At 68.3% G+C, this 20,635-nt stretch carries 22 protein-coding genes and 1 riboswitch; of the genes, 11 read left to right on the top strand and 11 right to left on the bottom strand.

Going from position 1 to position 20,635, the window contains the following annotated elements; all coding sequences use genetic code 11:
• The first annotated feature begins 89 nt into the window (after positions 1-89).
• Positions 90-848, top strand: a complete 759-nt coding sequence (heR, locus tag ACQU6B_RS03520; RefSeq protein WP_430868664.1) for a heliorhodopsin HeR — start codon at positions 90-92, stop codon at positions 846-848.
• Between the two features lie 6 nt (positions 849-854).
• On the opposite strand, the gene uraH is transcribed toward heR, so the two are convergent.
• The gene (uraH, locus tag ACQU6B_RS03515) at positions 855-1,187 is read right to left on the bottom strand and encodes a hydroxyisourate hydrolase (protein WP_430868663.1); all 333 of its coding nucleotides are present in this window, start codon (positions 1,185-1,187) and stop codon (positions 855-857) included.
• A complete protein-coding gene (uraD, locus tag ACQU6B_RS03510; RefSeq protein ID WP_430868662.1) occupies positions 1,184-1,666 on the bottom strand; it encodes a 2-oxo-4-hydroxy-4-carboxy-5-ureidoimidazoline decarboxylase in 483 nt (160 codons plus the stop codon). Before uraD ends, uraH begins: the two co-directional genes overlap by 4 nt.
• 22 nt (positions 1,667-1,688) lie before the next feature.
• Here uraD and ACQU6B_RS03505 point away from each other — a divergent pair, with 22 nt between their 5' ends.
• The 3 genes from ACQU6B_RS03505 to ACQU6B_RS03495 all read left to right on the top strand — a co-directional run bounded on the left by ACQU6B_RS03505 (position 1,689) and on the right by ACQU6B_RS03495 (position 4,053).
• On the top strand, positions 1,689-2,255 hold the full coding sequence (locus tag ACQU6B_RS03505) for a nucleotidyltransferase family protein (protein WP_430868661.1): 567 nt from the start codon (positions 1,689-1,691) through the stop codon (positions 2,253-2,255).
• A gap of 76 nt (positions 2,256-2,331) precedes the next feature.
• Positions 2,332-2,604, top strand: coding sequence for a hypothetical protein (locus ACQU6B_RS03500; protein WP_430868660.1), 273 nt, complete (start codon positions 2,332-2,334; stop codon positions 2,602-2,604).
• 417 nt (positions 2,605-3,021) lie between these two features.
• Positions 3,022-4,053, top strand: coding sequence for an FUSC family protein (locus ACQU6B_RS03495; RefSeq protein ID WP_430869207.1), 1,032 nt, complete (start codon positions 3,022-3,024; stop codon positions 4,051-4,053).
• Here the strand turns inward: ACQU6B_RS03495 and ACQU6B_RS03490 are convergent, their stop codons facing one another.
• Together ACQU6B_RS03490 and ACQU6B_RS03485 are read right to left on the bottom strand one after the other, a co-directional pair.
• Complete coding sequence (locus ACQU6B_RS03490; protein ID WP_430868659.1) at positions 4,054-5,319, bottom strand: allantoate amidohydrolase; 1,266 nt, start codon at positions 5,317-5,319, stop codon at positions 4,054-4,056.
• Positions 5,316-6,545 (bottom strand): pyridoxal-phosphate-dependent aminotransferase family protein, encoded by a 1,230-nt coding sequence (locus ACQU6B_RS03485; RefSeq protein WP_430868658.1) that lies wholly within the window; start codon positions 6,543-6,545, stop codon positions 5,316-5,318. The genes ACQU6B_RS03490 and ACQU6B_RS03485 overlap by 4 nt, the downstream gene beginning before the upstream one ends.
• 114 nt (positions 6,546-6,659) lie before the next feature.
• Positions 6,660-6,772, top strand: a riboswitch (TPP riboswitch).
• A 125-nt stretch (positions 6,773-6,897) separates the two neighbouring features.
• Here ACQU6B_RS03485 and ACQU6B_RS03480 point away from each other — a divergent pair.
• The 4 genes from ACQU6B_RS03480 to ACQU6B_RS03465 all read left to right on the top strand — a co-directional run bounded on the left by ACQU6B_RS03480 (position 6,898) and on the right by ACQU6B_RS03465 (position 9,875).
• Entirely contained in the window at positions 6,898-7,188 is a 291-nt protein-coding gene (locus ACQU6B_RS03480) for a thiamine-binding protein (protein WP_430868657.1), read from the top strand.
• A 26-nt stretch (positions 7,189-7,214) separates the two neighbouring features.
• Positions 7,215-7,967 (top strand): ABC transporter permease, encoded by a 753-nt coding sequence (locus tag ACQU6B_RS03475; RefSeq protein ID WP_430868656.1) that lies wholly within the window; start codon positions 7,215-7,217, stop codon positions 7,965-7,967.
• Positions 7,968-8,028: 61 nt separating this feature from the next.
• Positions 8,029-9,066 carry an ABC transporter substrate-binding protein gene (locus ACQU6B_RS03470; protein WP_430868655.1) on the top strand — a complete coding sequence of 346 codons (1,038 nt, stop codon included), beginning with the start codon at positions 8,029-8,031 and terminating at the stop codon, positions 9,064-9,066.
• A complete protein-coding gene (locus ACQU6B_RS03465) occupies positions 9,063-9,875 on the top strand; it encodes an ABC transporter ATP-binding protein (RefSeq protein WP_430868654.1) in 813 nt (270 codons plus the stop codon). Before ACQU6B_RS03470 ends, ACQU6B_RS03465 begins: the two co-directional genes overlap by 4 nt.
• Before the next feature lie 50 nt (positions 9,876-9,925).
• Here ACQU6B_RS03465 and ACQU6B_RS03460 read toward each other — a convergent pair whose 3' ends face one another.
• The 3 genes from ACQU6B_RS03460 to ACQU6B_RS03450 are packed head-to-tail and all read right to left on the bottom strand — an operon-like array spanning position 9,926 to position 13,626.
• Positions 9,926-10,885, bottom strand: coding sequence for a diacylglycerol/lipid kinase family protein (locus ACQU6B_RS03460; RefSeq protein WP_430868653.1), 960 nt, complete (start codon positions 10,883-10,885; stop codon positions 9,926-9,928).
• Between the two features lie 55 nt (positions 10,886-10,940).
• Positions 10,941-12,515, bottom strand: a complete 1,575-nt coding sequence (locus ACQU6B_RS03455) for an AtzH-like domain-containing protein (protein ID WP_430868652.1) — start codon at positions 12,513-12,515, stop codon at positions 10,941-10,943.
• Complete coding sequence (locus ACQU6B_RS03450) at positions 12,508-13,626, bottom strand: acetamidase/formamidase family protein (protein WP_430868651.1); 1,119 nt, start codon at positions 13,624-13,626, stop codon at positions 12,508-12,510. The genes ACQU6B_RS03455 and ACQU6B_RS03450 overlap by 8 nt, the downstream gene beginning before the upstream one ends.
• 119 nt (positions 13,627-13,745) lie before the next feature.
• On the opposite strand from ACQU6B_RS03450, the gene ACQU6B_RS03445 reads away from it, so the two are divergent.
• On the top strand, positions 13,746-14,450 hold the full coding sequence (locus ACQU6B_RS03445; RefSeq protein ID WP_430868650.1) for a YoaK family protein: 705 nt from the start codon (positions 13,746-13,748) through the stop codon (positions 14,448-14,450).
• A 167-nt stretch (positions 14,451-14,617) separates the two neighbouring features.
• Here ACQU6B_RS03445 and ACQU6B_RS03440 read toward each other — a convergent pair whose 3' ends face one another.
• From ACQU6B_RS03440 to ACQU6B_RS03425, 4 genes are read right to left on the bottom strand one after another with little or no spacing between them, the layout of a single operon-like run.
• On the bottom strand, positions 14,618-15,271 hold the full coding sequence (locus ACQU6B_RS03440) for a DsbA family oxidoreductase (protein WP_430868649.1): 654 nt from the start codon (positions 15,269-15,271) through the stop codon (positions 14,618-14,620).
• 60 nt (positions 15,272-15,331) lie between these two features.
• Complete coding sequence (locus tag ACQU6B_RS03435) at positions 15,332-16,828, bottom strand: amidohydrolase (RefSeq protein ID WP_430868648.1); 1,497 nt, start codon at positions 16,826-16,828, stop codon at positions 15,332-15,334.
• Between the two features lie 15 nt (positions 16,829-16,843).
• A complete protein-coding gene (locus ACQU6B_RS03430; RefSeq protein WP_430868647.1) occupies positions 16,844-17,473 on the bottom strand; it encodes a response regulator transcription factor in 630 nt (209 codons plus the stop codon).
• Entirely contained in the window at positions 17,470-18,657 is a 1,188-nt protein-coding gene (locus tag ACQU6B_RS03425; protein ID WP_430868646.1) for a sensor histidine kinase, read from the bottom strand. The genes ACQU6B_RS03430 and ACQU6B_RS03425 overlap by 4 nt, the downstream gene beginning before the upstream one ends.
• A 175-nt stretch (positions 18,658-18,832) precedes the next feature.
• On the opposite strand from ACQU6B_RS03425, the gene ACQU6B_RS03420 reads away from it, so the two are divergent.
• The gene (locus tag ACQU6B_RS03420; protein WP_430868645.1) at positions 18,833-19,912 is read left to right on the top strand and encodes an ABC transporter permease; all 1,080 of its coding nucleotides are present in this window, start codon (positions 18,833-18,835) and stop codon (positions 19,910-19,912) included.
• Positions 19,909-20,613 (top strand): ABC transporter ATP-binding protein, encoded by a 705-nt coding sequence (locus tag ACQU6B_RS03415; RefSeq protein WP_430868644.1) that lies wholly within the window; start codon positions 19,909-19,911, stop codon positions 20,611-20,613. Before ACQU6B_RS03420 ends, ACQU6B_RS03415 begins: the two co-directional genes overlap by 4 nt.
• The last annotated feature ends 22 nt before the right edge of the window (positions 20,614-20,635 follow it).

The raw sequence follows: 20,635 nt of genomic DNA, 5'->3' as shown, positions 1-20,635 counted from the left end.
TCACTGCGGAGGCGCTGGGGGGAAGACAAACCCGCCTCCGGTTGTTGCATCGAGAGACAAGTTCAATGATGAACACCAGGGAGAACACGATGGACACTGCACTCGCCAAACTACGGCCATTCAACCTTGCGGCCGGAATACTGCACCTCGCATCGTTCGTCGCGATCCTGTTCCTCGCGAACAACGCGTCACTGCCGGTGACCGCGACCTACCTCAACGGCCCGCCCGGTTCAGGTGAGTACGGGGACCCGGTCACGCTGTTCTCCATCAACATCGCGTACGCGGTGGCGGGCTTCCTGCTGCTGTCCGCGTTCTTCCACTTCCTGGTGATCACGCCCAAGATGTTCCCCCGCTACACCGGGGGCCTGCGTGAGAAGCGCAACACGTTCCGCTGGGTCGAGTACTCGCTGTCGTCGTCGATCATGATCGTGCTGATCCTGCAGCTCAACGGCCTCGCCAACTTTGCGGCGCTGGCCGGGCTGTTCGCCGTGAACGCGAGCATGATCCTGTTCGGGTGGCTTCAGGAGCGCTACGCGACCCCCGGCGACGGCGACCTGCTGCCCTTCGTCTTTGGCAGCATGGTCGGCATCGTGCCCTGGATCATCATCGCGATCTCACTCGCCGGCCCCGGAAACACCAGCGACGTCGCGGTCCCCGGCTTCGTGTGGGGAATCATCATCTCGCTGTTCGTGCTGTTCAACTCGTTCGCGCTGGTGCAGTGGAAGCAGTACAAGGCCAAGGGCAAGTGGGCGGACTACCTGCGCGGCGAGCGCGTCTACATCGTGCTTAGCCTGGTCGCCAAGACGGCGCTGGCGTGGCAGGTATTCGCCGGGGCGCTCGCCTCGTAGGGCGGCTCAGCTGCCGCGATACGTCGAGTACGCGAACGGGCTCAGCAGCAACGGCACGTGATAGTGCGCGCCATCGGTGACCTCGAACACGATAGTCACCTCGGGGTAGAACGTGGGCTGGTCGCGCTTGGAGAAGTACATTCCCGTGTCAAAGTGGACCTGGTAGATGCCGGGTTCCAACTTGTCGGGGCCAAAGTCGCCAACGCGCCCATCGGCGTTGGTTACCGCCGAGGCGAGCGGCTCCCAGCCGTCGCTACCGCGCTGCGAGAGTGCCACGGCGACTCCTTGGGCGGGCGTTCCAGCGACGGCGTCCAGGACGTGGGTGGTGACGTGACTCATGCGTGCTCCTCATCTAGGTAACTAAAGACCGACCGCAACCGCAGCTCGGCAATCTGTCGCAACTGCTCGGCGACCTCGGCTGACTCGGTCGCGTCGTCGTTGGCGAGGCGGCGCTCGAGCTCGTCGACGATCTGCTGACGGTCGCGTCCCGCCGCGCGGATCAGGAACACGCGCTCGAATCGGGCGTCGTACGCGGCGTTGCCCGCGGCTAGGCGTTCGGCGAGCGTCGCATCGTCGCTCTGGCTGGAGGCCTGCTCGCTCGCCGACAGCTTCGCCTCGGCGCCTGTGCCCGCGTGCCGCTCGCCGATGCGGGGGTGGGCGGTCAGCGCCTCGGCCACGTCCGCGTCGGTCAGCGGGGTCGCCGCGACCATGGCGGCGGCGACCAATTCGTCGACGGAGGCGGGTTCAAGGGGGGTCAGGGAATCGGCCCATCGCTCGATTCGTAGGCATTCGAGCAGTCGGTCCCGGTCCAGAGTCATGTGCCCATTCTAGGATGGTGGGATGGACGTCACTGGAGTAGTACTTGCCGCCGGGGCTGGCACGCGTGCCGGCGGACCAAAGGCCCTTCGACGCACGGCCGATGGCGTGGCCTGGCTGGAGATCGCGTGCTCCGCGCTGCGTGACGCCGGCTGCCGCGAGGTCATCGTGGTGCTCGGCGCCCAGGCCGACGAGGCTGCGGCGCTGGTTCCCCCGCGGGCCCTCGCCGTAGTGGCGACCGACTGGCACGACGGCCAGGCCGCATCACTTCGCGCCGGGCTTGCTGCCGCCGCGACCTCCGCGTCCGATGCGGTGCTGCTCACCCTCGTCGACCTGCCCGAACAGAACGCGGCGGCAGGGACCCGCGTCATCGCAGCTGGCGCCAAGGACGGTCGCGAGGCCCTCGCCCGTGCCAACTTTGACGGCAATCCCGGTCACCCCGTACTCGTGGGGCGCGAGCACTGGCGCGACATCGCGGCCGCGGCGCACGGCGACGCCGGCGCGCGCGACTACCTCCGCATGCACTTGACCGTCGAGGTCGACTGCAGCGACCTGGGCGGCGGTCACGACTCGGACGGTCCGCAACACTAACGCCGTTCCAGGAGCCCGAATGGCTTGGGCACGAGGAGTAACGTGAACGGTAGGCGCCGGGCCACTGGAGGTTCCCATGATTCCAACAATGATCATCTTTGGCCTGCTCGCTGGACGCTGGTGGAAGTCTGCCCTCGTTGTAGGAACCGTCGGCTGGGTCGCGGTCCTGCTGACTACGGGGGTCATTGAACCTTCTGAGACCGCACTGATATTCGGAGCCGCGTTTTTTGGGCTAGCCAACACCTGTGTCGGAGTTGCACTCCATCAGGGAACACTGCGCCTTGTGAAGTCGGTACGCAGCAGTCGACTTACCGCCGAACTCTCAGTCCCGGCTGCTGGATCAGCCTGAGTCCTGAGTCAGCAACTAAGCGCGGGTACGACGGTCGCCCCGAATGGGGTCCCCGTGTGCACTCGCCTCTTTCCGGAAACCTAGTTCACCTCACGTCACCCAGCACGGCACGCGGCGAGTGTGGTCGACAGCACCGGACGCTTCACGACGCCGTAGACAGCCACGAGAAGTCATACGCCACTCTCCCAAAATTATGACTTTTGGCGTAACTCATAATTTTCGGTTTGGGGATTATGACTTTCTCAGCGCCATGGGGCTAGTTCAACGCGCCATCGGACCATCCCTAATCCTCCACGGGAAAGCATCTGTCCTGCGCGGTCGCACCCCTCTTCTGCCATGATCGTCTCGGCGAACCGCTGAGCAAACGAGCAGGTGGGGCAGGGACATGACGCTAAGCACAAGGACGGCAACCACGTGATGCAGAACATTTTCCACGTTGATCGCGAGAAACTCGCTCTCAAACGAGGGCTCATCGTGGTCGCAGTGGTCGCGGCCGCAGCCCTGCTGGAGATGGTCTTCGGGGACGCCGCCCTGTTCGGCATCGGCGCGCTCATCGCCGCGTACTTTGTGTCCCGCGTGGGCTTTCACAAACGCGGACGCCAGCGCTGGTCGTACATGGGGATCGCGATCGCTGCTGGAGTCACGTTGTCGCTGCTGTCGCTGGTGGTGGGCGATGACACGCTGCGCGCCATCATCTTGTGGCCGGTCACCATCTACCTGGCGGGCCTGGCTGTCGCGTACGGAAAGTCCGTGTTCTACGCCGGCTACTTCCTGGTGTTCTGGGTGCTCTTCGCCATGCTCGCGGCCTCCCGCTCCCCGGGCGAGCCGATCTACTACGCGGCAAGCTTCCTCGTCGGCGGAATCATCGCGCTGATCGTCATGGCCGTGCGGCTGCGATTCGGCTGGATTGACGACTCCGCAATGGAACCGACGAGCACTCCCAGACTTCGCGACGTCGCGAAGTCGGACATCGGCGTCTTCGCCGCCATGTGGGCCCTGACCATGGCCGTCGCCGTGGGGCTCGGATACACGTTCTGGTCGGTCGAGCCCTTCTGGGTAGCGTCCACGCTGCTGGTGGTCATGCAACCCGACGTCGCCAAGGGCCGGCGCACGGGCATTCAGCGAGCCATCGGCTCCGCGGTGGGCGGGTTGTTGGCGCTGACCATCATCACCGCCTTCCCGGACTTCGTCACGTCCGGCTTCTTCGTGTTGTATTTCCTCGTGGCTACGGCCCTGTGCGTGATGTTCTACTGGGCGAACTACATGATCTACGCCTTCTTCATGACCCAGGCAGTGGTCATCTACTACGGCCACGAGGTGGGCAACTTCACCCTCGCGGGTGGTCAGCGAATGATTGGGGTCCTGCTCGGCGTGGTGATCGGGATCGTCGGCCTGGCCCTGCAGTCCGCGATCATCAAGTCCAGGAAGCAGCGCAACAAAACAGCCTAGTTACCTAGAGGTCGAAGCCCGATCGTCCGTCACGAGATCCAGGATCGCGGCCTCGAACGCGTCCAGCGCCAGCGCCACGTCGTCCTCCCGCACATTCTCGTCCTTGTGATGGCTGATGCCGTCGTGGCACCGCACAAAGAGCATCGCGTAGTCGGTGAGCGAGGCCACGGCCATCGCGTCGTGACCCGCCTTGGACAGCAGGCGCATCGGCTGGGTGTCCCCCGTCGCGACGATGCCGGCCTCGACGGCACTCGCGAGGCGGCTGCCCACGTGGGTGGCCGGGGCCTCATGCAGCTCGTGGATGTCGAAGTCGAGGTTGCGGGCGGCCGCGGCCTTGCGTGCGGTCTCCTCGATCTCCAGCCACACCCGGTCGCGCAACTCATCCGTGTCGGCCCGCAGGTCCAGCGAAAACTCCACCCGCCCGGGGATCACGTTCATCGCGCCGGGGAAAGCGCGCAGCTTGCCGACGGTGCCGATAGCCCCGGCGTCCCTGGCCAGCGTCTCGACCGCGGTCACGACCTCGCTCGCGCCAAGCAGCGCGTCGCGGCGTCGCCCGTACGGCATGCCGCCGGCGTGGCCTGCCTCACCCGTCATGGTGAGCTCGAACCGGCGCGCCCCCATGATTCCGGTGACCACTCCGAGCGCGCGGTCCGCGTCCTGCAACAGCGGCCCCTGCTCGATGTGCGCCTCCAGATAGCCGATGACGCGGTCGCGTTCCAGCGCGGCGTCTCCCACTCGCTCGGGGTCGAGCCCGAAGGCCAAAAAGGCGGAGCGAAGGCTGGTGCCGCTCGCATCAGTCAGGTCCCACCACGCGTCGTCCCAGGTGCCCGCGAGCGCGCACGAGCCCAGCAGGGTCCGGCCGAACCGGGTGCCCTCCTCGTCCGCGAAGCCGACCAGTTCGAGCCCGAAGGGCAGCTCAATGCCGCGGTCGCGCAGGCGCCCGACGACGGCGATCGCCATCATCACGCCCAGGATGCCGTCATAGCGGCCGGCGCCGGGGACAGTGTCCAGGTGCGAGCCGATGACAAGCACGGGAGCATCGGGCGTCGGGCCGGGCAGCGTGCCGCGCTGGTTGCCGGCGGCGTCCTGCCAGGCCTTCATCCCGACCTCGGTGATCCACTCGCCCACCTTCCAGTTGGCGTCGGCGTGCTCGGTGGTCAGGTACGAACGTTCGATGCCGTCCACGGCCGCGGAGAACGTCGCGAGCGTGTCGCAGCGAGCCAGCACCTGGGCCGCGTCGTGGCCGGTGGAAGTCGTGGGGCTCACGCGGACACCTCGTCGTAGACGCCGTACGCGGCGTCGATGGCCGCCCCGGAGGTCACGGAGTGCCCGGCGCGGCGCAGGACCTGCTCGAGCGAGGCGAGCGTGGTCAGCACCGCATCGGTGCGGGCGTTGTAGCCCATGGTGCCGATGCGCCAGATCTTGCCGTGCAACGGCCCAAAGCTGGTGCCGATCTCGATGCCGAAGTCGTTCAGCATCTCGCCGCGCACCTTGTCACCCTGGACGCCGGCGGGGATGTGCACGCCGAGCACGTTGGTCATCTTGTGTTCGAGGTCGCCGAACGGCTTCAGGCCCATGGCGGTGGTGCCCGCCAGCATCGCGCGGCCGTGGAGGTCGTGACGCGCAATGGCGCCGTCGAGGCCCTCCTCGAGCAGGATGCGCGCGCATTCGCGAGCGCCGTACAGCGCGGTGGTGGCCTCGGTGTGGTGGTTGAGGCGGCGCTCGGACCAGTAGTCCATGACCATGCCGAGGTCGAAGTAGTTGGAGGCGACGGGGTGCTCGGAGACGGGATCCCCCACGTCGCGGATGCCCTCCTCGATGGACTTGCGGGACTCGATGAGCGCGGCGGCGCGTGCGGACAGCGTGATGGGCGCGGAGCCGGAGGGCCCGCCCAGGCACTTCTGCAGGCCCGCGGTGGCGATGTCGATCCCCCACTCGTCGGCGAGAAATTCGTTCCCGCCCAGTGTTGCCGTGCAGTCGGTGTAGAGCAGCGTGCCGTGCTTGTCGCAGAGCTCGCGGAGCCCCGCGAGCGGCTGCGCCACCGTGGTGGAGGTGTCGCCGTGCACCACCGCAAGGAGCTTGGGGCGCACCCTCTCGAGAGCCTCGTCGATCTGAGCCTCGGTGAAGACCTGTCCCCACTCGGTCTCGATGGTGTGGACCTCCGCGCCGCAGCGCTGGGCGATCTCCTTGAGGAGGTGGCCGAAGCGCCCGAACACGGGAACCAGCACCCTGTCCCCCGGCTGGATGAGCGACACGATGGCGGCCTCGATGCCGGCGCGCGACGTGCCGTCTACCAGCATCGTCTGCTGGTTCTCCGTCACGAAGACCTGGCGATACAGCGCCATGGTCTCGTTCATGTACTGCGTCATCGCGGGGTCGTACTGACCCACCAGCTGAGCGGACATCGCGCGCAGCACGCGCGGGTCCGCGTTGATGGGGCCCGGGCCCATGAGGAGTCGGGCAGGGGGGTTGATTGGTCCAGGAAGGTTCACCCTGACATTGTCACCCTTGCGCGTTTCCGATGCGTTTCGCGGCCAATGCCTCAGCGTGTCCTGACGGCATTGCTGGGGTCTCTTTACCACGGCTCGGGGATGTGCCATGATGCAAGGGCAAACGCGGGGAGCTCGGGGCAGCCGAGCTGAGAGGATGGCCAACAGCGCCATCGACCCGAGAACTTGACCTGGGTAATGCCAGCGTAAGGACGTGTCTTCGGCACGGGCGTTCGCACGGTAGGTCGTTTCTCGTACCCGCCTGGCGCACTCCCCGTTGCTTGTTGGCGACTGTGCTTTTTTGACAGCGAGCCGTGCGCTGCGCGTACCCCGGGTCTGACCCTAGGAGTCACCCGTGATCGCTGAAATCCAAGTCCTGCCCCGCCCCCTGGGCACCGCCGAGAGCCGCTACGCCCACGTGGATGCCGCGATCGCGGCCATCACCGCGTCCGGCCTGTCCTACGAGGTGGGAGCGATGGGCACCACGTTCGAGGGCACGCCCGACCAGGTCTGGGCCCTGCTGCGTACCGTCCACGAGGCGACGCTCGCTGCCGGCGCCGACGGCTGCCTGTCCGTGATCAAGGTGTCTGCGGGCGCCGAGGACGACGGGCCGAGCGTCCAGGACCTCGTCGGCAAGCACCGCTGATGTCCCGCGGCGTGCGGAGCCACCGCATGCGCGCGGCACTCATCGGGACCGCGACCGTCGCCTTCCTGATCGGCGGCTGGGAGGCTGCGGTGCGCCTGGGAGACCTCCCGGCGTTCGTGCTGCCCAGCCCGTCGCAGGTGGTGGCGGCCGGTGTCGCCCAGGCCCCCGTGCTCGGGCAACACGTCGCGACGACGGCGACCGAGGCCGTGCTGGGGCTCGCGCTGGGCGCGACGCTCGGGTGGCTGCTTGCCGTCCTCACGTCGGCCATCCCGACCACCGGGCACGTCGCCCAGCCCGTGGTGTTGCTCAGCCAAACCATCCCCACGGTGGTGCTCGCCCCGCTCATGATTCTGTGGGCGGGGTTTGGGCTCACCTCCAAGGTGGTGCTGGTCGCGCTGACGGTGTTCTTCCCGGTGCTCGTGGCCGCGACCGCCGCGATCCGCGAGGTAGACGCCGAGCACTCCGACACCGTGGCGGGCCTGGGAGGCGGGCGCGCGCATCAGCTGTGGCTGGTGCGCCTGCCGGCCTCCGTCCCCGGGGCGCTGTCCGGGCTGCGCATCGCCGCCACCTACGCCGTGGGCGCGGCGGTGGTGTCCGAGTACCTGGCCGGCGAGTCCGGCATCGGCGTGTTCATCCAACGCTCCCGAAAGGCCTACGCCGTGGACCAGATCTTCGTGGGCATCGCGCTCATCGCCCTGCTGTCGGCCCTCATGGTCGCGGCGATCGTGGCGCTGCGCCGCGTCGCCACCCCCTGGCAAGTCGACTCGACGGCGCACTAACGCCGCCACCACCACCCCAAACCATCACGCCCGCACATCCTCAACAACTCAGGAGAAACCGATGACCTTCACCCCCCGCCTCGCCGCAGGCACCGCCCTCGCTGCCGGAACCGCGCTGCTGCTGTCCGCGTGCTCCGCCGCCACCAATTCGACCGACCCTGACGACTCCCAGAACGCGGCCGACCCAGCCACGCCCGTCACCGTGGTGCTGGACTGGACGCCCAACACCAACCACACCGGGCTCTACCTGGCGCTGGCGAACGGCTGGTACGAGGATGCCGGCCTCGACGTCACCGTGATCGAGCCCGGCGAGACCTCCGGGTTGCAGCTGCTGGCCGCCGGCCAGGCGGACTTCGCCTACTCCGTCGCCGAGGGGCTGCTGCCCGCGCGCGCCGCCGGGGCGGACGTGGTCTCCGTTGCGACGGTCATCGAGCACAACACGTCGTCCCTGCTGTCGCTGGCGGACGAGGGCATCACCCGCCCGCGCGACCTGGAGGGCAAGAACTACGGCTCGTACGGATCTGACCTGGAGACGGCGATCATCTCGAGCCTGGTCGAGTGCGACGGCGGCGACCCCGCCCTGGTCAATCACGTGCCGCTGGTCAGCGACGACTTCCGCATCGGCCTCACTCAGGATCAGTTCGACGTCGCGTGGGTCTTTGACGCGTGGGACACCGTGCGCCTGGGCGAGGTGGACGGCATGGACGTGGACACCATCGCGTTCCGCGACTGGTTCGACTGCATCCCCGACTGGTACACGCCGCTGCTGGCCACCACCGGCGCGACCATCGAGTCCTCGCCGGAGACCGTGGACGCGTTCGTCGACGTCACCGCCCGCGGGTACGCGGCGGCGATGGATGACCCCCAGGCGGCGGCCGATGCGCTGATGGTCGCGGCCCCCGAACTGGACGAACAACTCGTGACCGCGAGCGCGGCGTGGCTCGCCGACAAGTACGCGGACTCCCCCGAGTCCTGGGGCGTTCAGGACGCGGCCACGTGGGACACGTTCTCGCAGTGGCTGTCCGACGGCGGCATGCTCGCTGGCGACCCGGGCGTGGACGCGGCCTGGACCAACGAGTTCCTGCCGTCGCAGTCGTGACCCAAGCGATCGACGCGAGTGCGGCGAGGACCGGCGCCGAGCCGGTCCTCGCCGTCGCCGACCTGACCATCACTTTCCCCCCGGCCAGGCGCGGCGACCCAGGGCTCAAGGTGCTCGACGCGCTCAGCCTGGAGGTCCGCGACGGCGAGTTTGTTGCCGTGCTCGGACCGTCGGGGTGCGGCAAGTCCACGCTGCTACGCGCGCTCGGCGGCCTGCTCGACGCGCGCGCCGAGGTGAACGGCGACATTCGAGTGCCGCGCGACGCGAGGGGCCGCCGGGCCACCGCGTGGATGCCTCAACGCGACGGCCTGCTGCCCTGGAGACGCGCGCTGCCCAACGCGATGGTCGGCGCGATCGCTGCCGGCGTGCCGCGGGAGCGGGCGTATCCGCGCGCGCAACGCTTGTTCGACGAATTCGGCCTCACCGGGTTCGAGCGGGCCTGGCCCCACGAGCTCTCCGGCGGCATGCGGCAGCGCCTCGCGCTCCTGCGCACGTGCCTGGCGGAGCGGCCCGTGCTGCTGCTCGACGAGCCGTTTGGCGGTCTCGATCCGGTGACGCGCCGCCGCATGAACGCCTGGCTTGCGACGATGCGCCTCACCGAGCGCGCAGCCGACGCGGAGTCGGGCGAGCAACGGTCTGGTTCGGCCGTCGTCCTGGTGACCCACGACATCGACGAGGCGATCATGCTGGCCGACCGGATCGTAGTGCTCTCCGACAGGCCTGGTCGGGTAGTCCACGAGTCGCGGGCGCGGCTTGAGGACGCTGCGCCTCACGACCGGGACTCGTTGCTGCGCGCGCTTCGTTGCTGATGCAGCGCCGCTCGTGAGAGTGCGCCCGAGGTCGACTGACGCGAGCGACTCTAGTCCTGCGGGACCCGCACGCGGATGGCCTCCGGCTGGATGGTCACCTCGATGCGGGAACACCTTCCCACGTCGTCGCCGTCGAGTTCCAGGGTGCGCGCCTCGCCTAGGGTGGCGGTGACCGACGTGACGCGTTGGTGGTCGACCGACTCGCTGCTCTGCGCCGAGTCCGTTCCCCCGACCATGCGCATGATCCCGTTGTCCCACACCATGGTGCGCAGCGTGTCCAACCAACTGGTGACGCCTTCGGCGCTCAGCACCAGCATGTCGAGCTCGCCATCCGCGGGGTCGGCGTCGGGAAGGAGCGTGACGCCTCCGGTCAGAACGCCGCAGTTGCCGACGATGAGCGTGTGGGCCTCCGTGCTGGACGGGTCGTTGCCGTCGATCGACAGGTCCATCGAGACCATGTCGCTCGCCTTGAACGCGCGGCCCAAGGACTCGACGTAGGCGAGCCAGCCCACCTTGTCCTTGAGGTCCTCGTCGGTCTCCGTGATCATGTGTGCGTCCACGCCCACGCCCGCCATCACGGTGAAGGCGAAGCGCTGGTCGCCGTCGCCACCGTCGAACTGGGCCCAACCGAGGTCGATGGTCCGGGTCCGGCCGCTCAGCGCCACCTCGAGTGCCTGCGCGATGTCGTTCAGGGGTATCCCGAGATTACGTGTGAGTAGGTTGCCGGTGCCCAGGGGAACGATGCCGAGCTGGGCCGAGGTGTCGCCGTCAGCAAGGCATTGCGCGACGGCGCGGACGGTGCCGTCGCCCCCGGCGGCAATGACCAGGTCAGCCCCCGCGTCCAGGGCATCCTGGGTCATTCCGTATCCGGGATCCTCGACGGAGGTCTCGAACCAGGAGACCTGCGGTGATGGGGCATCGTTCCCGAGGGAACTCAGTGCCTCCTCAAGATCTTTCCTGCTGGTCTTCGAGGGATTGACGACGATGGCGACGTGCGCGGTGGTGTTCACAGCCTCAGAATAAACTCAAAACCCCCATCAGGGGAGGCAGCGCGGAGATGACTCTCTAAGCGCTCATCCAGGCGAGGGCGGTCTCGATCAGCGCGAGCTCACTCCCGCGCGGTCCCACGAGGCACAGTCCCACCGGACCGTCATCGGTCTGAAGCACGGGCACGGACAGCGCGGGGCGGCCCGTGATACCGGCCACCGCCGTGATCCCTAGCGTCGCCTCGCGAACCGAGTTGAGACGTTCCGGGCTGGCGTCCAAGGCAGGAGCGGCGGACGATGCGCTGGGCAGCACCAGAATCGAGTCGCCGAGCGCGGCGTCCAGTGCCTCGCGGGCCGCCGCCTTCGCCTCAAGAGCCTCGGCCTCCTGCTCGCTGGTGACCGTGGCCGCCCACGCGAACCGGGCCGCGACATCGTCGGCGAGCGCGCCGGGGTGCGCGTCGATCCAAGCGGACCACGAGCGTGCGGCCGCGGGCGACTGCGTGTAGCGGAAGATGCGGAACAGCTCCGCGGTCGTCGGAACCGAGACCCTGCGGGGAACATCGAAGACGTCGCCGCCCATCATCGCGTCGATCACGGACAAGAGATGGAGGTGGACGTCCTGGTCCGCCGCCTCGAAGAGTGCAGACGACACGGCGATGTCGCGCAAGCCCACCGCGCGTTGGGTACCCGCAGGCAGCATTGCGCGGGCCGCCGCGAGCAGCGTCTCTCCGTCGCGCGTCAACAGCCCCGGGGTGTCATACGCGGGCGCCAACGGCAGTGCGCCGCGCAGAGAAACCGCGCCGTGGGTAGGACGTAATCCCCATAGACCCTGGTAAGAAGCCGGAACGCGGATCGACCCGGCGGTGTCGGTCCCGAGGCCGATGCTCGCGTGACCGGAGGCGACGGCCGCAGCCGGACCGCTCGACGATCCGCCCGGAATCGAGCCCGGCGCCGCCACGTTGGGCGGGGTGCCGTAAGCACCGTTCACGCCGGCGATCGAGTACGCAAACTGATCCGTCTGCGCGATGCCAGCGACCGAGGCGCCCGCGTCGAGCAGCGCGGCCAGCGCATCGGCCGGAGCGTCCTCGACCCTCGACTGCGCAAGGTAGGCAGGCACTCCCCCTCCGATCGCGAACCCGGGTACGGCGAACACGTCCTTGACCGCGACCGTGTGACCGGACAGCGGGCCGTGCTCGACGGACGGCGCCACCAGCGGGTTGCCCACCACGCGCCAGATGCGGGCGTCCAGAGCGGCGGGCGGCGCGCTGACGTGAGCGGCGACGATCACCCAGCCTCCTGGGGTCGCGCCGGAGATGGTCTGGCGCCACAGCTGGGTGACCAAGCCGCGCCCACCCTTGGCGGGTGCGGTGACCGACGTGACGTAGGCGTGGTCGGCTCCCACCGGGCGCACCTGGATGTCGCCGAGGACGCGAGCCGGGGCGCCGCCACGGCCGCCGCGGAAGCGGTCGATCTGGTCGCGCCCCACCAGCAGGCCCGCCGCGTCCGCGCGCATCGCCTCGTCGCCGTCCACAAAGTACGCGCCGAGCAACTCGACGTCGTCCGACGCGAGCGCCGCCTCGTAACCCATGAGGGCGTCGATCAGCTGCGCGGGCATCAACTCGCCGTCGGGCACGGACGCCTGATACTCACGCATCACGCACCTCCGTCGCGGGCTGCGCATGGAAGTCGGACACCCGGATCATTGCGTGCACTCCTTGGACCAGGTCCACGACCTGCGAGATGCGGAAGTCGGTCGCGGCGCTGAGGTACGCGTAGGCCAGGTGGGCGTCCATGCCGTAACGGGCGCACAGGATCGCGACGGCCTGACGCACGCACGCACGCATCGCCTCGTCGAGGTCCGCATCCATTCCCGTGGGGATCAGGTATTCGGACGTCTCGCCCAGCGGCCCGGCCAGTTCCCCGAAGGCCCGCAGCGCGTCGGCCTGCGGAATCACCGTGAGAGTCACCGTGACGCGCAGCGAGGCCTCGAGCGCGGTCAGCGCCACCTCGCCGTCGCCCTGCGCGAAGTGCGGGTCTCCCGCGTAGAACAGCGCGCCCGGGACCTGCACCGGCAGATACAGCGTGGTGCCGACGACGAGTTCCTTGACGTCGATGTTGCCACCGTGCGGGCCGGGCGGCACCGAATGCGCGCGCTCGTCGGTGTCCGTGGCGACTCCCATGATCCCTAAGAACGGTGCGAGCGGGAAGCCTACCGTGGGGGCGCCGCCCTCGCGAGCGGGGAGCCAGCCGCGCCACTGACCCTCCGCATCGGGCGCGATGGGGGTGAACACGGAGACGTTGCCCGGGGACGACGGCATCTCTCCCGGAAGCGCGCCGCGGCCGTGGCGGTTGGAGATCACCCCGTAGGGGACGCGAGGGGTGAGCTCGTCGATGCGGACGGCCAGCAGGTCGCCTCGCTTCGCGCCGGTGACCGCGATGGGACCCGTCACCACGTGCGGGCCGTCGGTGGCGACGTCGCGCGCTCCGCGCAGCGAATCGATCTCAACCGCGTCGTTCAGGACCTCGCCGCGAGGCACTCCGTGCGACGCGAAGAACGCCGCCGCATCGGCGCCCTGATCCTCAAGAATGCCCTCGTGACTCAGGGTATCGATCACCAACGTGGTGCCCGATGCGACCTCCAGGACCGGCTGGTCACCGCGCCTGGGCAGGCGTCCCCATCGCAGGGATTCGGGGGTGGAGGGCACGTAGTCGAGGCCCTCGGGTACGTCCACGCCAGAGTGGAGAATTGCGTTAAACGTAGCCATGCGGGTGCCACCAATCGGAAGGTATTGAGTAAATCTTGCCCTATTGTTTACCGAGAGTACCGTTGCTCGCCCTAGCGCTCGGCACTCTCGGTGCCAGCGTATTCACCGCTGGAGGCCCCATGATTCACCTACTTCGCCGCGACGAAGAGTCCACCCACCTTGGACTGATGCTCGCGCTCACACTGTCGACAGGCGTGATCGACGCCGTGGGTTACCTAGGCCTGGACAAGGTCTTCACGGGCAACATGACGGGTAACGTCGTGATCCTCGGAATGGCGCTCGTATCAGGCACGGGACTGCCGATCCTGGGCCCCGTGCTGGCCCTCGTCGGCTTCATGGCGGGCGCCGCCATCGCCGGGCGCGTGCTGCGCGACACCAAGGCCGCGTGGGCGAACCGCACCACCGTCATGTTCGGCTCCGTGGCCGCCACCCTGTTCGCCGCGATCATCGTGATCCTGGCGTGGAACGACCCGCCGCACTGGGTACTGCTGAGCGTCACCACCGCGTTGGGTCTGGCCATGGGGCTCCAGGCCGCGACCGCGCGCAACATCGCCGTGAAGGACGTCACCACGGTGGTGGTCACCTCGACCATCACGGGTCTCGCCGCCGACGCCCTGCTGGGCGACCGCGGAGTTCAGCCCTGGAAGCGCCGCGTCGCGGCCATCGTGCTGATTGGATCCGGCGCCGCGATCGGAGCCGCTCTGCTGCAGATCGACATCACCGTCGGCATGGCGCTGTCAGCCGTCATCACGCTGGCGGTCGCGATCCTGGGCCACCTGAGCCGCACCCCCGCGGACAAGGCAGCCGACGCCGACGGCTCCTAGCCGTAGGGCCGCGTAGACCGGCCGATCTGCGCGCGCTTAAGCGCCGTAAACGTCAATGGCGGTTCCCCATCCCGCGAGGGTGGGGAACCGCCATTTGCGTATATGCAGCGACTAGTGCGCAGGGACCTCCGCACTAGGACTACTGCCGTGCTACTGGTGCGAAAAAACTAGCGCGCTGCGACCTCTGCCTCCGCCTCGTCGCGAGACGTGGTGAGCGCCTGCATGAAGAGTTCCTGCGGCTGGGCACCGGAGACCGCGTACTTGCGGTCGAACACGAAGAACGGGACGCCCTGGACTCCCACGTCACGCGCATCGGCGATGTCGCGATCCACGTCGTCGCCGTACTCGTCCGAGGCGAGCATGGCCCGGGTGTCCTCGGCGGGAATGCCGACGTCCTCACCCAGCGACACCAGCACATCGGCGTCGTCCAGGATCTTGCCTTCCATCATCTGCGCCTGGAAGAGGCGCTCGTGCATCTGGTCGCCTACTCCGCGCGAGGTGGCGAAGTGGGACAGCCGGTGCGCGTCCTTGGTGTTGGCGACCATGTAGCTGTCGAGGTCGTAGTCGAGCCCAAGCTCAGCCGCGACGGAGGACATGCGCTCGTTAACCTCGACGACCTTCTCCGCGGTGAAGCCGCGCTTCTCCATGAACATCTGCGCCTGCGGCATCGCCTCGCCCTTGGGCAGGGTCTCGTCGAGCTGGAAGCTCCGCCACTGCACCTCGACGTCGCCGTCGAATTCGGAGATCGCGTTCTGCAACCTGCGCTTGCCGATGTAGCACCATGGGCACGCGACGTCGGACCAAACTTCAACCTTGACCACTGAAAACTCCTTAAGACTCTTGGACTGAACTCGTAGTCGCCAACGCGCCTACGGCGCAGTTCATTCCGCGAGCGCTCCGACTTCCTCCAAACGGGAGTGGGTAAAGGCGCCGCCCACCAGCGTCGCGGCCACGGGCATACGGCGCAGAACTTCCGGGTCGGCGGTCAGGGGATTCTCCTCGGTGACGACGAGGTCCGCGACGCAGCCCTCCTCGACGCGCTTGCCGTAGGTCGACGCGAAGAGGGCGGCCTGGCGCGTGAGTGCCTGCTCGGGGTGCCAGGGCTCGCGGCCGTCCCTGCTCCTGGAAACTGCCGCCGCGAACGTGATCCATGGGTCGAGCGTGGCGACGGGGGCGTCGGAGCCGAGCGCAATACGCGCCCCAGCCCTATGAAGGTCCGCGAAGGGGAACGACCTGCCGGTCCGCCCCGCCCACAGCACGTCGGCCGTGTCGCGGTCATCCATCGCGTGCTCGGGCTGCACGCTCGCGGTCACCCCGAGCTGCGCGAAGCGCTCCAGGTCCTTGGGTTGCACCAACTGCGCGTGCTCGATAGTGCCGCGCGCCCCGCTGGTCGCGAAGGCGTCGAGCGCGAAGGTATTGGCCAGGTCGCCGATCGCGTGTACCGCTACCTCGAACCCGTGCTGAGTCGCGCGGTCCAGCAAATCCTCGAGGTCGTTGGGTGGCACCGTGATGACACCGTGGTCGGCGGTGCCGGGGTAGGCGTCGTGGCAGTAGGCGGTCTTGGTGTTGAGCGAGCCGTCCGTGATGATCTTGAGCGGTCCCACCGTCACCAGGCCGCTGGTGCCCTCCACGACGTCGCCGGTGCGCACGCCGCGCTCGACCATGGTGTCGAACATCTCCTCGTAGAAACCCGCGTGCACTCGGAGTAGCCCCAGGCCCTGCGCCGTGTTACGCACCCATAGCCGCATGTTGTCGGCCATCTCGAGGTCCACGATGCCCACGGTGCCGCGCGCCGCCGCGGCCGCGCCCGCCTCCACGGCGTAGGCGCGTTCCTCGTCGTCTGGCTCCACCTCGAGCTTGCGCTGCAGGTCGAAGGCCTCGGTCTCGCGGAGCAGGCCGGAGTGCGCCAGGCCGTAGTGCCGCTCGGCGGCGGTGTTGACCCAGCAACAGTGCACGTCGCCACTGATCAGGACCACCGGACGATGCGGGGAGGCAGCGTCGAGCGCCTGCGTGGTCGGCACGTCGGGCCAGAGGGCGTCGCGGAATCCGACTCCCACCAAGGTGTCCGGGTTCGCCGGCTCCGACTCCACGCGGCGACCGACCATCGCGCACACTTCAGCGGCCGAGCCGGCGCCACCCACGTGAAAGCGCCTGCGCGTGCGCGCCCACAGCGCGAAGTGAACGTGCGCGTCCCACATGCCGGGCCCTAGGAACCGTCCGTCGAGGTCGATCTGCTCCGCGTCGCCAGCGTCGGCGTCGGCGATGCTAGGCGCGATCTTCGCGATCCGACCCGCGCGCAGCAAAACGTCCATGGGAAGGTCTGCACCGCCGGTGATGCGCGCGTTGCGCAGCAGGCTGTCGAAGCGTTCAGGTCTCATGACGTCAGGCTAGCGTCAGCGCAACAGGCCTTGGGACCGGGCCGAAGCCACCGCCGCGGTACGCGACGTCACTCCAAGCTTGGTGAACACGTGCGCAAGGTGGGACTTCACCGTCGCCTCCGTCAGGAACAATTCCGCCGCCACCTGCGTGTTGGCCTGGCCTCGCGCGACGTGTTCGAGCACCTCAAGTTCACGCGCACTCAGCCGCACGCGGGGCTCACGCATCCGCCTCATCAGTCGCGACGCGATGGCCGGCGCGAGGGCGCTCTGCCCCGCCGCCGCCGCGCGAATAGCCGCGAGCAATTCAGCCGGCGGCGCGTCCTTCAGCAGGTACCCGCTCGCGCCCGCCTCGACCGCGCCCAGGATGTCCAGGTCCGTGTCGTAGTTGGTCAGCACCAGGACGTGGGGCGTGGGGTCCGGCAACGCCCTTATCTGCGCCGTCGCCTCCACCCCCGTCATGACCGCCCGAGCGCCGAACTGCAGATCCATGAGGACTAGGTCGGGAGCGAGCTCGCGGGCGATCGCCACCGCATCGTCGGCGGTCGGCGCCTCGCCCACAATGTGGATGTCGTTCTCGGGTTCGAGCATCGCCCGTAGCCCCGCCCGCACTATCGGGTGGTCGTCGGCAATCGCGAGGCGAATCACGATGCGTCCCGGAGGTCGAGCGTGACGGTGACGGAGGTACCACGGCCGATGCCGGATTCAACCGCGAAGGTGCCGCCCAGTTGTTCGACGCGTTCCTGCGTCGCGCGCAGGCCGAACGCCGCACCCTGTCCCGATCCGGGCGAGGTGGGCACGGCGGCGGCGACGTCGAAACCGATGCCGTCGTCGATAACCGTGAGGGTGAGGGTATCCGCGTCCTCCACGAGCTCGATCCTGGCCTCCTTGGCCCGCGCGTGTTGCATCACGTTGGCCATCGCCCCCTGGACTATTCGCAACAGCGCCGTCTGGACAGGCATCGGCAGCCCGGAGGTGTCCGCCGAGCTCACCGTCACCTCGAGCCCGCCTCGCATCCACTGGTCGCGGGCGAACCGCCTGAGGACATCATCAAGCCCGTGTGCGTCCAGGTCCGGCGGCGTCAGTTCGCGGATGAAGCTGCGCGCGTCCGCGAGGCTCGCAGCCGCCGTCTCACGGGCCAGGCGAATGTGTTCGACACCCGGTCCGTCTGGGTCGGCCCGCTCCGCAGCGTGAAGCAGCATCTGGATGCTCGAGAGACCCTGCGCGAGGGTGTCGTGTATCTCACGGGCAAGCCGCGAGCGCTCCGAGAGCACCCCTGCCTCTCGCTCCGTGGCGGCGAGCTGCCCCTGGGCCGCAGTGAGCTGGGCGAGCAACCGTTCGCGCTCGGTCGCCTCACGCGACAGCGACTCGTACCCGTAGCCGATCAGCAACGCGACGCCGGCGCCCACCAAAGGGCCCACTACACCGCCCACACTCCACGTGCCGTGCACGCCCAATGCGACGATCGCCACGACGGTCGTCAGCACCACGACCACAGTCCCGATGCGGCGCCCCAGCAGGTGCAGGTAGAGGAAGAAGAGCGGGAAGACCAGGTAGGCCGCATCGGGGGTGAACCACAGCAGCGCGGCCCACTCGCAGGTCAGCACGGCCAGCCACACGCTGGCACTCGCGCGAGGCGCGTGGCCGCCCAGTTTCCGGATGCCCAACGCGTAGGTGGCGATCAGTAAGAGGGACAACACGATGGCCGCCGTCGAGCCCGGGTACGGCGCGAGGAGCGCGCGGCCAATGACCAGACCCGTGAGGACCGCGAAGAGGGCGTGTAAACCCACCTGCAGCCCAACAAAAACAGGTCGGAGCGCATCGTGGGCCATACGGCACAGCGTACGCGCAGCGCAGCGGCTCGCCATCGGCTAAAAGGTGTAGCGAGGCTCACCCATTTGCCCCACGCCGACCCCCTTCGCGCGGCCGATGCGCAGGCGGCTCCACCCCGTGAGACTTGGAGCATCGCCCTCGCCAGGGCCCCAACGTCGCGCCGAGAGGACCCACATGTTCGTCGCCCTTCGCGACCTCAAGTTTGCCCGCGGGCGATTCGCGCTCATCTGCTCGGTGATTACGCTGGTCACCATCCTGGTGGGCTTCCTCAGCGGACTCGCCGGCGGACTGGCGTCTCAGAACGTCTCCGGAGTCCTGGCGTTACCCTTCGACAAGCTGGTGATTGCGACCTCCGGCACCGGCGACACCGCCGACTTCTCCTCCTCCAATGTGACCGCGGATCAGCTCGACGCGTGGGCCGCGGCTGCCGGCGTCACCTCCGCCGTGCCCCTCGGCATCACGCAGGCTCGCGCGGAATCGACTTGGGGCGACGCCGCGGTGACGATCTTCGGGTACGACGGGATCCCAGAAGGAGATTCCGGCGAACTCGCGTCCGTCGCGTCCGGGAACATCGTGCTGTCGAGCGGCGCAGCGGGCGACTTGGGTGCTGCTGTGGGTGACTCCGTCTCCGTGGCAGGCACGGAGTTTGTCGTATCGGCTATCGGCGGCGACTGGTGGTACAGCCACACTGCGGTGGTGCAAACCTCGCTCTCAGACTGGCAGGGACTCGCCGGCGCCCAACGGCAGAGTTCCCTGTACGCGACGGCCATCGCCGTGACGGGAGCCCCCGCGTGGGACGACGTTGCAGCGACGACGGACACCACTGCAAGCGGCAGGCTGGCGTCGCTCACCGCGATTCCGGCGTTCGCCTCGGAAGTGGGCTCGCTCGGGATGATGATCGGGATGCTTTTCGGCATCTCCGCGCTGGTGATTGGCGCATTCTTCACCGTCTGGACCATTCAGCGAGCGGGCGACATCGCCGTGCTCAAGGCCCTGGGCGCGTCCTCGCGCACGCTGACCCTGGACGCCCTGGGCCAGGCGGCCATCGTGCTCGCCGTGGGCATCGGCATCGGCATCACCGTGGTGATAGCCCTCGGCTCACTCTCCCCCTCCGCGTTGCCGTTCCTAATCAGCCCGATCACCACCGCGCTGCCCGCCGCACTCATGGTCGTGTTGGGCCTCGGCGGCGCCGCCGTCGGAGTACGCACCGTCACCTCGGTGGATCCGCTTTCAGCGCTAGGGAGTGCCCGATGATCGAGTTCGACGACGTCACGCTCACGTATCCCGACGGCGCGAGCAGGGTGACCGCGGTCGATTCTGTTTCGCTCACGGTAGAGCCGGGTACCGTCACGTGCCTCACCGGGCCGTCCGGGTCGGGCAAGTCCAGCTTGCTGGCGCTCGCGGCAACTCTCATCAGGCCTGACTCGGGCAGGGTCGCTATCGCAGGATCCGACGCCACCCGGATGAGCGGCGCTCAGGCGAGCGAGTTGCGCCGACGCAGCATCGGCATCGTCTTCCAGCAGGCAAACCTCATTGCCTCGCTGACCGCACTCGAGCAGTTGCAGGTGATGAACGAGTTGGGCGCCCCCGGGAGCCGCGATAGCCGCGGGGCCGCGACGGCTCGGGCCACACACCTGCTGGAGGCGGTCGGCCTCGCAGATCAGGCGGGCCGGCGCCCTCATCAATTGTCCGGCGGGCAGCGCCAGCGCGTGAACGTCGCGCGCGCCCTCATGAACCGCCCCCGCGTCCTACTGGTGGACGAGCCCACCAGCGCACTCGACCAGGACCGGGGCGCCCAGATCATCGAGATTGTCCTCGAACTGACCGCGTCGGAGGGGACCTCCACGCTGCTCGTCACCCACGACGCCCACCACTTTGCTCGCATGGATCGCGTGCTGCGCATGGTTGACGGAGTTCTGCTTGCGGCGGATGCGAACTCGGACAGGAATGTGTAGGTCGGTGGCGCTGTTGAGCCAG

Source organism: Demequina aurantiaca (assembly GCF_050598105.1).
Classification (GTDB): domain Bacteria; phylum Actinomycetota; class Actinomycetes; order Actinomycetales; family Demequinaceae; genus Demequina; species Demequina aurantiaca_A.
The sequence above is the reverse complement of the archived record's forward strand: the minus strand, read 5'-3'. Positions and strand labels throughout refer to the sequence as shown.